At 73.4% G+C, this 11,204-nt stretch carries 14 protein-coding genes; 7 read left to right on the top strand and 7 right to left on the bottom strand.

Annotated elements, in window-relative coordinates; all coding sequences use genetic code 11:
* Positions 1 to 59 precede the first annotated feature (59 nt).
* From EIY87_RS46430 to EIY87_RS46420, 3 genes are read left to right on the top strand one after another with little or no spacing between them, the layout of a single operon-like run.
* Positions 60 to 1,118, top strand: coding sequence for a coiled-coil domain-containing protein (locus EIY87_RS46430; RefSeq protein WP_225440443.1), 1,059 nt, complete (start codon positions 60 to 62; stop codon positions 1,116 to 1,118).
* 4 nt (positions 1,119 to 1,122) lie between these two features.
* A complete protein-coding gene (locus EIY87_RS46425; RefSeq protein ID WP_125316493.1) occupies positions 1,123 to 1,470 on the top strand; it encodes an ArsR/SmtB family transcription factor in 348 nt (115 codons plus the stop codon).
* Complete coding sequence (locus EIY87_RS46420; protein ID WP_125316492.1) at positions 1,467 to 1,898, top strand: SRPBCC family protein; 432 nt, start codon at positions 1,467 to 1,469, stop codon at positions 1,896 to 1,898. Before EIY87_RS46425 ends, EIY87_RS46420 begins: the two co-directional genes overlap by 4 nt.
* 39 nt (positions 1,899 to 1,937) lie before the next feature.
* Here EIY87_RS46420 and EIY87_RS46415 read toward each other — a convergent pair whose 3' ends face one another.
* Positions 1,938 to 2,882, bottom strand: coding sequence for an AraC family transcriptional regulator (locus EIY87_RS46415; RefSeq protein WP_125316491.1), 945 nt, complete (start codon positions 2,880 to 2,882; stop codon positions 1,938 to 1,940).
* A gap of 102 nt (positions 2,883 to 2,984) precedes the next feature.
* Here EIY87_RS46415 and EIY87_RS46410 point away from each other — a divergent pair, with 102 nt between their 5' ends.
* Positions 2,985 to 3,437, top strand: coding sequence for an anthrone oxygenase family protein (locus EIY87_RS46410; protein ID WP_125316490.1), 453 nt, complete (start codon positions 2,985 to 2,987; stop codon positions 3,435 to 3,437).
* On the opposite strand, the gene EIY87_RS46405 is transcribed toward EIY87_RS46410, so the two are convergent.
* From EIY87_RS46405 to EIY87_RS46385, 5 genes are read right to left on the bottom strand one after another with little or no spacing between them, the layout of a single operon-like run.
* Entirely contained in the window at positions 3,438 to 3,908 is a 471-nt protein-coding gene (locus EIY87_RS46405; protein ID WP_125316489.1) for a GyrI-like domain-containing protein, read from the bottom strand.
* Complete coding sequence (locus EIY87_RS46400) at positions 3,908 to 4,243, bottom strand: YciI family protein (protein ID WP_125316488.1); 336 nt, start codon at positions 4,241 to 4,243, stop codon at positions 3,908 to 3,910. The genes EIY87_RS46405 and EIY87_RS46400 overlap by 1 nt, the downstream gene beginning before the upstream one ends.
* 1 nt (position 4,244) lies before the next feature.
* The gene (locus EIY87_RS46395) at positions 4,245 to 5,036 is read right to left on the bottom strand and encodes an alpha/beta fold hydrolase (protein WP_125316487.1); all 792 of its coding nucleotides are present in this window, start codon (positions 5,034 to 5,036) and stop codon (positions 4,245 to 4,247) included.
* Positions 5,033 to 6,307, bottom strand: coding sequence for an RNA polymerase sigma factor (locus EIY87_RS46390; protein ID WP_125316486.1), 1,275 nt, complete (start codon positions 6,305 to 6,307; stop codon positions 5,033 to 5,035). The genes EIY87_RS46395 and EIY87_RS46390 overlap by 4 nt, the downstream gene beginning before the upstream one ends.
* Before the next feature lie 20 nt (positions 6,308 to 6,327).
* Positions 6,328 to 7,398 carry a TetR/AcrR family transcriptional regulator gene (locus EIY87_RS46385; protein WP_125316485.1) on the bottom strand — a complete coding sequence of 357 codons (1,071 nt, stop codon included), beginning with the start codon at positions 7,396 to 7,398 and terminating at the stop codon, positions 6,328 to 6,330.
* A gap of 86 nt (positions 7,399 to 7,484) precedes the next feature.
* Here EIY87_RS46385 and EIY87_RS46380 point away from each other — a divergent pair, with 86 nt between their 5' ends.
* Positions 7,485 to 8,654, top strand: a complete 1,170-nt coding sequence (locus EIY87_RS46380; RefSeq protein WP_125316484.1) for a cytochrome P450 family protein — start codon at positions 7,485 to 7,487, stop codon at positions 8,652 to 8,654.
* Here EIY87_RS46380 and EIY87_RS46375 read toward each other — a convergent pair.
* A complete protein-coding gene (locus tag EIY87_RS46375) occupies positions 8,637 to 9,413 on the bottom strand; it encodes a TetR/AcrR family transcriptional regulator (RefSeq protein ID WP_125316483.1) in 777 nt (258 codons plus the stop codon). The genes EIY87_RS46380 and EIY87_RS46375 overlap by 18 nt on opposite strands.
* 81 nt (positions 9,414 to 9,494) lie before the next feature.
* Between EIY87_RS46375 and EIY87_RS46370 the strand changes: the two genes are divergently transcribed.
* The gene (locus EIY87_RS46370) at positions 9,495 to 10,421 is read left to right on the top strand and encodes an ATP-binding cassette domain-containing protein (RefSeq protein ID WP_125316482.1); all 927 of its coding nucleotides are present in this window, start codon (positions 9,495 to 9,497) and stop codon (positions 10,419 to 10,421) included.
* On the top strand, positions 10,418 to 11,200 hold the full coding sequence (locus tag EIY87_RS46365) for an ABC transporter permease (protein WP_125316481.1): 783 nt from the start codon (positions 10,418 to 10,420) through the stop codon (positions 11,198 to 11,200). Before EIY87_RS46370 ends, EIY87_RS46365 begins: the two co-directional genes overlap by 4 nt.
* Positions 11,201 to 11,204 lie beyond the last annotated feature (4 nt).

Genomic DNA, 11,204 nt, shown 5'->3' with positions numbered 1-11,204 from the left:
CTTTAGATTTTGAACAGATGGTTCTAGTTCTGATTAGCAGCCTTGATACGCTCTCGATCATGACGGAAGACGCTGGTCAGATCCGGGTTTGCGAGTACCGGCGATGCGGAGCGCCGCTGCCGCCCGCGGTGGGGCGGGGGAGCCGGGCGCGGTTCTGCCAGGACGGGAAAACCTGGGGGCGGCGGAACCTCACCTGCCGGGACGCCGAGGCCGTGCTGGCGGACGCCGAGTCGCTGCGGGAGAGCGACACCGAGCTGGACGACACCGCCGTCACGGCGCTCGCCGGTCAGGTCGATCGGGTGCTCGAACCGGCTCGCGGGCTCGTCGAGACGCTCACGACGCTGCGCCACCAGCTCGAGGCGACCACGGCTGCCGCCCTCGCCGAGCGGGACGCGGCGCTGGCCGAAGCCGACGAACATCGGCTGCAGCGTGGCCGTGCCGAAGCCGCCGCCGCGCACGACCGGGATGAGGCCGAAGCCGCTGTCGCCGCGGCGAAAGCCGCCGAACAGGTCAAAACCGCCGCGCTGCGGGAGCGGGACGAGGAGCTCGCGGCCCGGCGCGCCGCCGTGCAGGAGCAGCAGCGGGCCGAAGGGCAGCTGGCCGCCGTCCGGGACGAACTCGCCCGGGTCGCCGATCGCGCTGACGCCTCCGCGGCCTTGGCCGGCGAACGCGCCGCGGCGATCGCGACCCTGACCGCCGAACTGGCCGCCGCCCGCGCGGCCACCGACGAGGAACGCGGCCGTACCGAGGCTGCCGCCGCGAGGGTCGAGGCGGCCGAACGGCGCGCGGACGCCGTCCAGGAACGGCTCGACGCCGCCCGCGCGGACCACGCCAAAGCCGTTGCGGCGCAGGAGGAACGCGCCCGGGTCGATGCCGAGCGCCTGCGCGCCGGGTACGACCAGCGGCTCGCCGAGGCGCAGGCCGCGCACGAGCAGACCGTCCGCTCGATGCACGAGACCACCACGAACCTCGGCGCCGAACTCCGGGCCGCGGTGAGCCGGGGCGACGCGGCCGAGCGGGAACTGAGCCGAGTGCTCACCCTCCTGCGTGACACGCCGGAGCTACCCGAAACACTTAAGCAGTTACTTGACCAACCGCCGGTCCTGGACCTAACTTAAGTAGATGCTTAACCATGAGGAGTCGCTGGACCTGGTGTTCCGCGCACTGGGCGACCGGACGCGGCGGGCGCTGGTGGAGCGGCTCGTGCGCGGTCCGGCGTCGGTCAGTGAGCTGGCCGCGCCGCTGACCATGTCGCTGGCCGCGGTCGTGCAGCACCTCCAGGTGCTGGAGACCGCGGGGATCGTGCGGTCGGAAAAGGTCGGCCGCGTCCGCACCTGCCGGATCGAACCGGAGGTGCTGCGCGCCGGCGAGCACTGGCTGGGGCGGCAGCGCACCACGTGGGAGGGCAGGCTCGACCGGCTCGGTGACTTCCTCGCCGGGCCGGGGACCTCGGAAGGGAGCACGTCATGACCGTCAAGCACGCCACCTTCACCCTCGAACGCACCTACCCCGTACCGCCGGAGCGCGTCTTCGCCGCGTGGTCGGACCCGGCCGCGAAGGCGCGCTGGTTCGTCCCGGACGGCACGCACACCCTGGACTTCCGGGTCGGCGGCACGGAGACCGTCGACGCGCTGGGTCCGGACGACACGAAGCTGAGCGTCGTCTCGACCTACCACGACATCGTGCCGCAGCGGCGGATCGTCTACGCCACGACACTGAGCGGCGGGACCGCGCTCGCCACGGTGTCGATCACCACGGTCGAATTCGAAGCCGACGGCGACGGCACCCGGCTGGTGCTCACCGAGCAGGGCGCCTTCCTCGACAGCGCCGAGCAGCCGGAGTGGCGCGAGCAGGGCACGGGCGACTGGCTCGACCGGCTGGGTGAGGCGCTGAAATGACCGCCGCGCTCATCGAGCCCCGCGCCACCGGCGAAGCCCTCACGACGCTGGTTCCCGCGTCCGGTACTGCTGCGGGCTGACGCCGAATTCGCGCTTGAAGGCCGTGCTGAGGGCGAACGCGCTGCCGTACCCGACCTGGCGGGCCACCGAACCGATCGTGGTTTCCCGGTGCTGGCGCAGCAGGTCCGCGGCCAGCGCGAGCCGCCACCCGGTCAGGTAGGCCATCGGGGTCTCGCCGACCGCCACGGCGAAGCGGCGGGCCAGCGCGGCGCGGGAAATGCCGGTGGCCGAAGCGAGTTCCGCGACCGTCCACGGTTCGGCCGGCTGGTGCTGCAGCAGCCGCAGCGCCTGGCCGACGACCGGGTCTTCGTGGGCGCGGTACCAGGCGGGCGCCGCGGTGTCCGGCCGGTCGAACCAGGCCCGCAGCGCCGCGATCAGCAGCAGGTCGAGCAGCCGGTCGAGGACGGCTTCCTGGCCCGGCACGTCCCGGCCGATCTCGGCGGCGAGCAGCGCCACCAGCGGGGTCGGCCAGTCGGCCGCCCGCAGGACGATCAACGCGGGCAGGGCCGCCAGCAGCCGTTTGCTCAGCTCGCCTTCCATCGTGTACGTGCCGGTCAGCAGCACGACCGGGCCGTCGGTGCCGTGACCCCAGGTGCGGACGCCGAGGCCGGCGAGCTCGGTGAGGTGCCCGCCGTCGGGGGTCCGGCACTCCTGGCCGGGCAGGATGATCGCCTGCGGTGGCGTCGCGGGGTGGTCGGCGACCAGGTACGGGTCGGGGCCGCGGGCGATCGCGACGTCGCCTTCGCCCATCGAGACCGCTTCTCCGCCGTCGGGCACGATCCACGCTTCGCCGCGGACCACGGCCACGACGGTCAGGGGTGCCCGGTCTTCGATGCGCAGCGACCACGGCGGAGTCAGGACCGAGCGCAGCAGGAAGGCGCCGTGGGCGCGGGGGCCGTCGAGGAGCGCGGCAAGCGGGTCCATGCGCCGAAGTGTAGACGCTGGAACATGCCATCGAGGTTCTGAACTATGGAGAGTCTCATCGCTGGGCGGTTGACTCAGGGGGTGAAGGAGAAGGGGAAACCGATGTCCATTGTGGTGCTGGTGGCCGCGCTGGTCGCGGCCGGGCTGATCGCCGGGCTGTTCTACGCCTACGCCTGCTCGGTGATGCCGGGCCTGGCGCGCGGGGACGACAAGACGTTCGTCGAGGGGATGCGCGGGATCAACGTCGCGATCCTGAACCCGGTGTTCATGCTGACGTTCCTGGGCGCGCCCGTGCTGGCGGGCGTGGCGGTGTTCCTCGGCACCGGGGCGCGGCCGTGGGTGATCGCCGGGTTCGCGTTCCTGGTGGCGATGCTGGTGATCACCGGGGTGGTGAACGTGCCGCTCAACAACGCGCTGGACGCCGGCGGTGACGACTACGCGGCGGTGCGGGCCCGGTTCGAGGCGGTGTGGGTGCGCTGGAACGTCGTGCGCGCGGTGGTGAGCACGGCCGGTTTCGGCTGCCTGGTCGCGGCCGTGCTCACCCAGCGCGGCTGATCAGTCCGCGATGCGGAAGAGCAGGTCGGTGACCCACTGGGCGGGGTCGGGCACTTCGAGGGGGTTGCTGCGCAGCACTTCCAGGCGGCAGCCCCACTCTTCGCCGTCGGGTCCTTCGCGGCGGTCCCACTCGATGCCCTCGGCCGCACCCCATTCCAGGACCGACGCGGTCGCGGCGGCCAGGCCGTCGGGGGCGCCGACGTAGGTGTCGAGGACGTAGTGGCCCGCCGGGAGCTCGCCGGCGAAGGCCGGGGCTTCCGGGGCGAAGCCGTCGTCGACGGGCACGCCGGCTTCGACGGTGAACCGCATCCCCGGGTGCAGCACCCGGTAGCGGAAGAACGGCGCTCCCGCCGGGACGACGGTGCCGATCAGGGCCGGGAGCCGGTCGGCGATGCGCGGGAACTCCGGGATGGTGACGGTGGCGCGTTCGGCGACGTACCGCTGGGCCGTCCGCTCGACGATCGCGGGCATCAGGCGAAGTCCTCCGGGCCGAGCATCGGGCGGACTTCGATGCTGCCGTAGGTGGCGGCGGGGTGCTTGGCCGCGACCTCGAGCGCTTCGTCGAGGTCGTCGCACTCGATCACGACGAAGCCGCCGATCTGTTCCTTGGCCTCGGTGAACGGCCCGTCGGTGAGCAGGACTTCGCCGTCGCGCACCCGGATGGTCGTGGCTTCCGACGGCGGGCGCAGGCCGCCGCCACCGTGGATCTTGCCGCGGCGTTCGAGGTCCTCGCCCCAGCCGCCGCAGCCGTCGTTCTGGTGTGCTTCGGCGCTCTCGTCGCCGGCGATCATCAGCAGGTACCGCATGTCAGCATCCTTCCAGGACGGCGCGCAGGCGCGAGGCGAAAGCGACCGGCTCGGCTTCGAAGCCGCCGTGGTCGCCGGGGAACGGCTCGGCGGTGAGCCCGAGATCGGCGGCCAGGCCCAGGCCCGCTTCGTGGGCGGGCAGGCCGGCGGACTTCTCCCCGACGCCGACGACCAGCCGCGCGGACGTCGCCCGCAGCGCGTCGAGGTCGGGCTCGTAGGCGCCGATCGCGGCCATCAGGTGCCCGAAGAAGTAGGCGAAGTTGCCTTCCATCACCTTCATGTGGGCGAGCTCTTCGGGTGTGGGGTCGGTGGGCGGGGCGATGTCGAACCCGGCCATCTCCATGAAGGCGGCGATCGCGGCGCCGATGCCGTGCTCGCGGTAGATCGCCGGGATGTCCGGGCCGTCGAGGACGCCGGCGCCGAGGTAACGCGTGACCGGCGGTTCGTGCAGCACGGCGATGCGGACCTCGCCGGGGTGGCGCACGACGTGCTCGAGCAGCGTGATCGCGCCGCCGCTGCTGGCGAAGACGTCGGCGGGACCGACCTCGGTGAGCAGGCGGTGGACGTCGTCGGCGTGTTCGCGGATGGTGTCGGGGCCGGGCTCGCCGTGCAGGGGGCTGCGGGAGATGCCGCGGGGGTCGTAGGTGACGACGGTGTGGTGCTCGGCCAGCAGCGGGCGGATCGGGGCGAACATGGTGGAGTCGGCGGCGCCGCCGGGCACGAGCAGCAGGACGGGGCCGCTGCCGGTGACGTCGTAGGTGAGGGTCGCGCCGGGCACGGCGAGGGTGGTCATGGGGTCTCCTCCGGTCGGGGTTCGTCCACCCGACGAACGGGAGCGCCCGGGAAAGACACCGTCTCCGAAATCCTTCGCGTGAGGTAGGCGCGCTCGGCGTCGGTGGGCGCCAGCTCGCGCGCGGCGGCGTACCACCGGGCGGCTTCGTCGTGACGGCCGAGACGGCGGAGGAAGTCGGCGCGGGTGGCCGGCAGCAGGTGGTAGTTCGGCAGGTCCAGGTCGTCGAGCAGGGCGAGGCCGGCCGCGGGGCCCTCGGCCATGCCGACCGCGACGGCCCGGTTGAGGTCGACGACGGCGCTGGGGACGAACTTGCGCAGCTCGCGGTAGAGGCCGGCGATCTGCGGCCAGTCGGTGTCGGCGGCGCGGGCCGCGGTCGCGTGGCAGGCGGCGATGGCGGCCTGGATCTGGTACGGCCCTGGCCGGCGTCGGCGCAACGCGGTCTCCAGTACCTGCGTGCCTTCGGTGATGCGCTCGGCGTCCCAGCGGGTGCGGTCCTGCTCTTCGAGCGGGACGAGCTCGCCGTCGTCGCCGACGCGGGTGGCGCGGCGGGCGTGCTGGAGCAGTAGCAGCGCGAGCAGGCCGAGCGCTTCGGGTTCGTCGGGCATCAGCCCGGCCAGGACGCGGGCGAGGCGGACGGCTTCGGCGGCGAGGTCGGGGCGCTGCAGGTCGGGTCCGGCGCTGGCGGAGTAGCCCTCGTTGAACGTCAGGTACAGCACGCCGAGCACGGCGTTGGTGCGTTCGGGCAGCAGGTGCGCGGGCGGGACGCGGTAGGGGATGCGGGCGTGGCGGATCTTGCGCTTCACCCGCACGAGCCGTTGCGACATGGTCGCTTCCGGGACGAGGAAGGCGCGGGCGATCTCGGCGGTGGACAGGCCGGCCAGGGTGCGCAGCGCGAGCGCGACCTGGGCTTCGGTGGCCAGCGCGGGGTGGCAGCAGGTGAAGATCAGGCGCAGCCGGTCGTCGGTGACGCCGCTGTCGTCGTCGGGTGCGGGTTCGCCGGGGACGTGCACGCGGGCGGCCTCCTCGAGCTTGGCGGCACCGACGGCGTCGCGGCGGAGCCGGTCGGTGGCGCGGTTGCGGGCGGCGGTGGTCAGCCAGGCGCCGGGCTTGCGCGGGACGCCGTCGCGGGGCCAGGTGCGCAGGGCGAGGGCGAACGCCTCCTGGGCGCACTCCTCGGCCAGGTCCCAGTCGCCGGTGACCCGGATGAGCGTGGCCACGACCTGGCCCCACTCGTCGCGGAACGCTTCGGCGACCGCGGTCTCGACGTCCACCTCGTGCTCCTCCCGCCGGTTCACCCACCCGACGAACGGGCCGGCCCGGGATCGACAGCGGCGGCGTGGCAGGCGCCGAACCCCTCGGCGCGCGCCACGATCCGGCCGTCCTCGACCCGCACCGCCGTTTCGGTCGCGTCGCTGACCGCGGTGACGCCGGCGGCCGCGGCCAGCTCGCCGCTCGCGTCGCAGACGAGCCGCAGGCGGGGGCGGGCCGGCGGGGCGATCGCCTGGTCGAGGCAGCCGCGCAGGTCGGCGACGGCGAGGCGGGCCAGCGGGGCGAGTTCGCCCGGGTCGCTGGTGACGAGCACGGCGGTGACGTCGGCGCCGGTGCGGACGGCTTCCTCGAAGGCCGAGGCGCGGTGCAGGCCGAGGACGGTGACGACGCCGTCGCCCGGCCGGATGGTTTCGCCGGTCAGCAGGTCCGTCGCCGCGGGTGGCTGCCACGGCTGGTCGGCGGGCCGGGCCTGGGTGGTGATCGGCGGGACCGCGGGCCAGTCGTCGCTCAGGTCGAGGTCGAGCAACGCGGTGCAGGCGGTGACGAGGTGGAACGGCTCGCCGAAGCCGGGCGCGGCGGCCGCCAGCTGGCTCGCGCCGTGCAGTGTCGTGAGGGCGGCTTCGGCGACCCGCACGAGCCGCCGTCCCGGTCGGGTGCGTTCGAGGGCGAGGCCGAGCAGGATCGCGTTGACGCGCATGAGCTGGGCGAACGGCCGGCGGGTGTGCTCGTCGGCGAGGACCTCGGGCAGCAGGTCGCGGGCGAGGCGGGCGTCTTCGCCGTCGCTGTCGGTGGCCAGGGGCAGGCGCGCGACCCAGGCGCGGGCGAACGCGGCCAGGACGTCGGCGGCGCTCGCGTCGGGGGGCGGGGTGGCCGGGCGCGGGGCGCGCTCGGCGAGGTCGGCCAGTACGGCGAAGTACAGGGCGCGCTTGCCGGGGAAGTTGGAGTAGACCGCGCCGCGGGTGAGCTCGGCGCGGTCGGCGATGACGTCGACCTTGGCTTCGCGGAAGCCTCGGCCGGCGAACTCGTCCCGGGCGGCGGCCAGCACCTTGGCGCGGTTGCGTTCCTGGGTTTCCGCCCTGCTGAGCCTGACCATCGTCCTCCTTGCCGCGGTGTCGGGGATCAAGATACCGTGACCACTGAGATGACATGACCATCTGATCTGAACATCTGGAGTGGTGGATGACCCCCGAAATCGATCTCACGGACCTCGCGGTCCTCACCGACCCGTTCACCGCCTACGACCGCGCGCGGGAACAGCGGGCGGTGGCCAAGCTGGTCATCCCCGGGTTCGGCCCGTTCTGGGCGCTGACCCGCTACGCCGAGGCCCGCGCGATGCTGGCCGACCCGCGGTTCGAGGTCCGGTCCGAGAGCTTTATGCGGCCGCCGGGCATCCCCGAGCACTGCCTCGAGTACATGCGCACCATGGCCGAGCAGGACGGCCCGGAGCACCTGCGGCTGCGGCGGCTGGTCGCCCCGGCCTTCACCCCGAAGCGCGCCGCGCAGCTGCGGCCGCGTCTGGTCGCCATCACCGAGCGGCTGCTCGACGCGCTGCCCGCGCACGCCGAAGACGGCGTCGTGGACCTGGTGGCGCACTTCGCGCGGCCGTTGCCGATGGACGTCATCTGCGAGCTGGCCGGCATCCCGCAGGCCGACCGCCCGCGCTGGCGCGAGTACGGTGCCGCGGTCGCGAGCGGCGTGGGGCCGGACTTCGCCGCGGCCATCCCGGCGATCATCGAGGGCGCGAAGGAAGCCGTGGCGCGCAGCCGGGCCGAGCCGGGTGACGACCTCATCGGCGACCTCGTGCGCGCCCAGGACGACGACCGGCTCACCGACACGGAGCTGGTCACCCTGGTCTGGCACCTGGTGCTGGCCGGGCAGACGCCGGTGAACCTCGTCGCCAACGCCGTCGAGGCGCTGCTGCGGCACCCGGACCAGCTGAAACTGCTGCGCGCGGACCCGCGGCTGTGGCCGGGCGCGGTCGAGGAGCTGATGCGCTTCTGCAGTCCGCAGCTGCTGACCACGCCGCGGTTCGCGCGCGAGGACGTCGAGGTCGACGGCAAGGTCATCCGCGCGGGCGAGCGGGTGACGGCGGCGATGGTGGCCGCCGACCGCGACCCGCGGGCGTTCGACGGCGCCGACCGGCTCGACGTCACCCGGAAGGGGCCGGCGCAGCTGGGCTTCTCGCACGGCCCGCACTTCTGCCTCGGCGCGTCGATCGCCCGGGTGGAGACCGAGGTGGCGCTGTCGCTGCTCTTCGACCGCTACCCGGACCTGGCGCTGGCCGGCGATGTGCCCCGGGCGCCCGACGGCGGGACCTGGCGGCCGGCGAAGCTACCGCTGACGCTCTGAGACGAGCACTTCGATGCCGTCCAGGATCCGGGCGAGACCGAAGCGGAAGGTGTAGCCCGGGTTCTCGGCGGCGTTGTGGGCTTCGCCCGCTGCCGTGCCGACCCGGGCGGAGATCGGGTGGTGCGCCGAACCGGCGGCCGGGATTTCGGCCAGCACCGGCGCGGCGCGCTCCCACCACTGCGCGTCGGTCAGGCCGCTGGCGCGGACCAGGCGGGCGTTGTCGACCGAGCTGCGCGCGGTGGTCCGGACGAGGCCGGTGATCAGGCCGACCACGGCGTCCATCTCGACGTCGTCGAGGCCGATGCCCTCGACCGCGCGCAGTTCGTTCTCGTACTTGGCGAAGCTGTGCGGGCCCAGCGCCGAGCGGCTGGTGGTGACCTGCAGCAGCCAGGGGTGCCGGTGGAACAGCGCCCACTGCGCTTCGGCGACGGCGGTCAGCGCCTCGCGCCAGCCGAGGCCCGGCTCGGGGGCCGGGAGCTCGCCGTGGACGTGGTCGACCATCAGGTCGATCAGCTCGGCGCGGCCGGGCACGTACGTGTAGAGGGACATGGGGGAGACGCCGAGCAGCTCGGCGACGCGGCGGATGGTGACCGCTTCGAGGTCGTCGGCGTCGGCCAGCAGCACTGCCGCGCGGACGACGTCGGCGGTGCGCAGCTTCGGCTTCGGGCCCCGGCGCGGGGCGGGCGAGACGCCCCAGAGCAGCTCGATCGCCCTGCGCGGGTCGCCTTCGCCGTTGTCCTCGGTGCTCACACCGGCCATTGTGCCCACCCGTTCTTCGTACTTTGTACGGAGTTGTGCTACTGTCGTTCTTCGTACAACGTACAGAGTAAAAGGGGGAGCATGACTGCGCAGATCCACGCCGAGGGGGTCCGCAAGCGGTACGGCGACGCGTACGCCCTCGACGGGTTCGACCTGTCCGTCCCGGCGGGCACCCTGTGCGGCCTGCTGGGGCCGAACGGCGCGGGCAAGACGACGGCGGTGCGCGTGCTGTCCACGCTGCTGCGTCACGACGAGGGCGTCGCACGGGTGGCCGGCTTCGACGTCGCCACTGAATCAGCGAAAGTGCGGTCCGCGATCGGGCTGGTCGGCCAGCAGGCCGCGGTCGACGAGATCCTGTCCGGGCGGCAGAACCTGGTGCTGTTCGGCCGGCTGCACCACCTGGGCCGGCGCGAGGCCACGCGGCGGGCCGACGACCTGCTGGAGCGGTTCGGCCTGGCCGAGACGGGGTCCAAGCCGGTGTCGGCCTACTCGGGCGGCATGCGGCGACGCCTCGATCTGGCCGCTTCGCTGCTGGCGGCGCCGCGGGTGCTGTTCCTCGACGAGCCGACGACCGGGCTCGACCCGCGCAGCCGCCTCGAAGTGTGGCGGGCGGTGCGGTCGCTGGTCGCCGACGGCACGACCGTGCTGCTCACGACGCAGTACCTGGAGGAAGCCGACCAGCTCGCCGACCGGATCTCGCTGGTGGAACACGGCCGCGTCATCGCCGAAGGGACGCCCGCGGAGCTGAAGGGCTCGCTCGGCGCGACCCGGATCGACCTGGTGCTGACCGATCCGGACGTCCTCGGTGCGGCGACGGCGTTGCTGGCCCGCATCACGGGTGCCGAGCCGGTCGCCGAGGAGCTGCGGGTCAGCGCGCCGGCCGAACCGTCGATGCTGGCCGACGTCGTGCGCGAGCTGGCGGCGACCGAGCTGCCGTTCGCCGACGTGGCGCTGCGGCACCCGACGCTGGACGAGGTGTTCCTGGAGCTGACGGGGGTGGCGCGATGAGGTGGGCGGTGGAAGACGGCTGGACGCTGACCCAGCGCTACCTCGCTCAGCTGGCGCGGCGCCCGGCCCGGCTGGCGACCGTGGTGGCGTTCCCGATCCTGATGGTGCTGATCTTCGCCTACCTGCTCGGCGGCGGGATGAGCGTGCCCGGCGGCGGCCCCTACCGCGAGTTCCTGATGCCGGGGATGTTCGCCATGACCATGGCGTTCGGGCTGTCGGGGACGATGATCGCGGTGCTGGACGACGCGACCAAGGGCGTCACCGACCGGTTCCGGTCGCTGCCGATGGCGCCGTCGGCGGTGCTGACCGGAAGGGTGGCCGCGGACCTGGCGAACGCGGTGCTGGCGCTGGTGGTGCTGCTGGGCTGCGGGTTCGCCGTCGGCTGGCGCCCGCACGGATCGCCGGCCGAGACGCTGGCCGCGGTCGGGCTGCTGCTCCTGCTGCGCACGGCGCTGGTGTGGGCGGGGATCTACCTGGGGCTGCTGACGTCGGACCCGTCGATGGTGACGCTCGCGCAGACCCTGGAGTTCCCGTTCGGGTTCCTCTCCAGCGCGTTCGTGGCGACCGCGACGATGCCGGCGTGGCTGGGAACCGTGGCGGAGTGGAACCCGTTGTCCTCGACGGTGACCGCCGCGCGGGTGTTGTTCGGCAACCCCGGCGCGGCCGGGACGTCCTGGGTGAGCACGCACCCGGTGCTGATGGCCGTGGTCTGGCCGCTGGTACTGCTCGCGGTCTTCGTACCGCTGTCCGTGCGCCGATACGGGAGGCTGGGGAACTGAACGT

Source organism: Amycolatopsis eburnea (genome assembly GCF_003937945.1).
In the GTDB taxonomy this organism is placed as follows: domain Bacteria; phylum Actinomycetota; class Actinomycetes; order Mycobacteriales; family Pseudonocardiaceae; genus Amycolatopsis; species Amycolatopsis eburnea.
The sequence above is the reverse complement of the archived record's forward strand: the minus strand, read 5'-3'. Positions and strand labels throughout refer to the sequence as shown.

Coding starts and splice junctions, on each gene's coding strand:
- EIY87_RS46430 (WP_225440443.1), top strand. CDS start 60: ATGACGGAAGACGCTGGTCAGATCCGGGTTTGCGAGTACCGGCGATGC.
- EIY87_RS46425 (WP_125316493.1), top strand. CDS start 1,123: ATGCTTAACCATGAGGAGTCGCTGGACCTGGTGTTCCGCGCACTGGGC.
- EIY87_RS46420 (WP_125316492.1), top strand. CDS start 1,467: ATGACCGTCAAGCACGCCACCTTCACCCTCGAACGCACCTACCCCGTA.
- EIY87_RS46415 (WP_125316491.1), bottom strand. CDS start 2,882: ATGGACCCGCTTGCCGCGCTCCTCGACGGCCCCCGCGCCCACGGCGCC.
- EIY87_RS46410 (WP_125316490.1), top strand. CDS start 2,985: ATGTCCATTGTGGTGCTGGTGGCCGCGCTGGTCGCGGCCGGGCTGATC.
- EIY87_RS46405 (WP_125316489.1), bottom strand. CDS start 3,908: ATGCCCGCGATCGTCGAGCGGACGGCCCAGCGGTACGTCGCCGAACGC.
- EIY87_RS46400 (WP_125316488.1), bottom strand. CDS start 4,243: ATGCGGTACCTGCTGATGATCGCCGGCGACGAGAGCGCCGAAGCACAC.
- EIY87_RS46395 (WP_125316487.1), bottom strand. CDS start 5,036: ATGACCACCCTCGCCGTGCCCGGCGCGACCCTCACCTACGACGTCACC.
- EIY87_RS46385 (WP_125316485.1), bottom strand. CDS start 7,398: ATGGTCAGGCTCAGCAGGGCGGAAACCCAGGAACGCAACCGCGCCAAG.
- EIY87_RS46380 (WP_125316484.1), top strand. CDS start 7,485: ATGACCCCCGAAATCGATCTCACGGACCTCGCGGTCCTCACCGACCCG.
- EIY87_RS46375 (WP_125316483.1), bottom strand. CDS start 9,413: ATGGCCGGTGTGAGCACCGAGGACAACGGCGAAGGCGACCCGCGCAGG.
- EIY87_RS46370 (WP_125316482.1), top strand. CDS start 9,495: ATGACTGCGCAGATCCACGCCGAGGGGGTCCGCAAGCGGTACGGCGAC.
- EIY87_RS46365 (WP_125316481.1), top strand. CDS start 10,418: ATGAGGTGGGCGGTGGAAGACGGCTGGACGCTGACCCAGCGCTACCTC.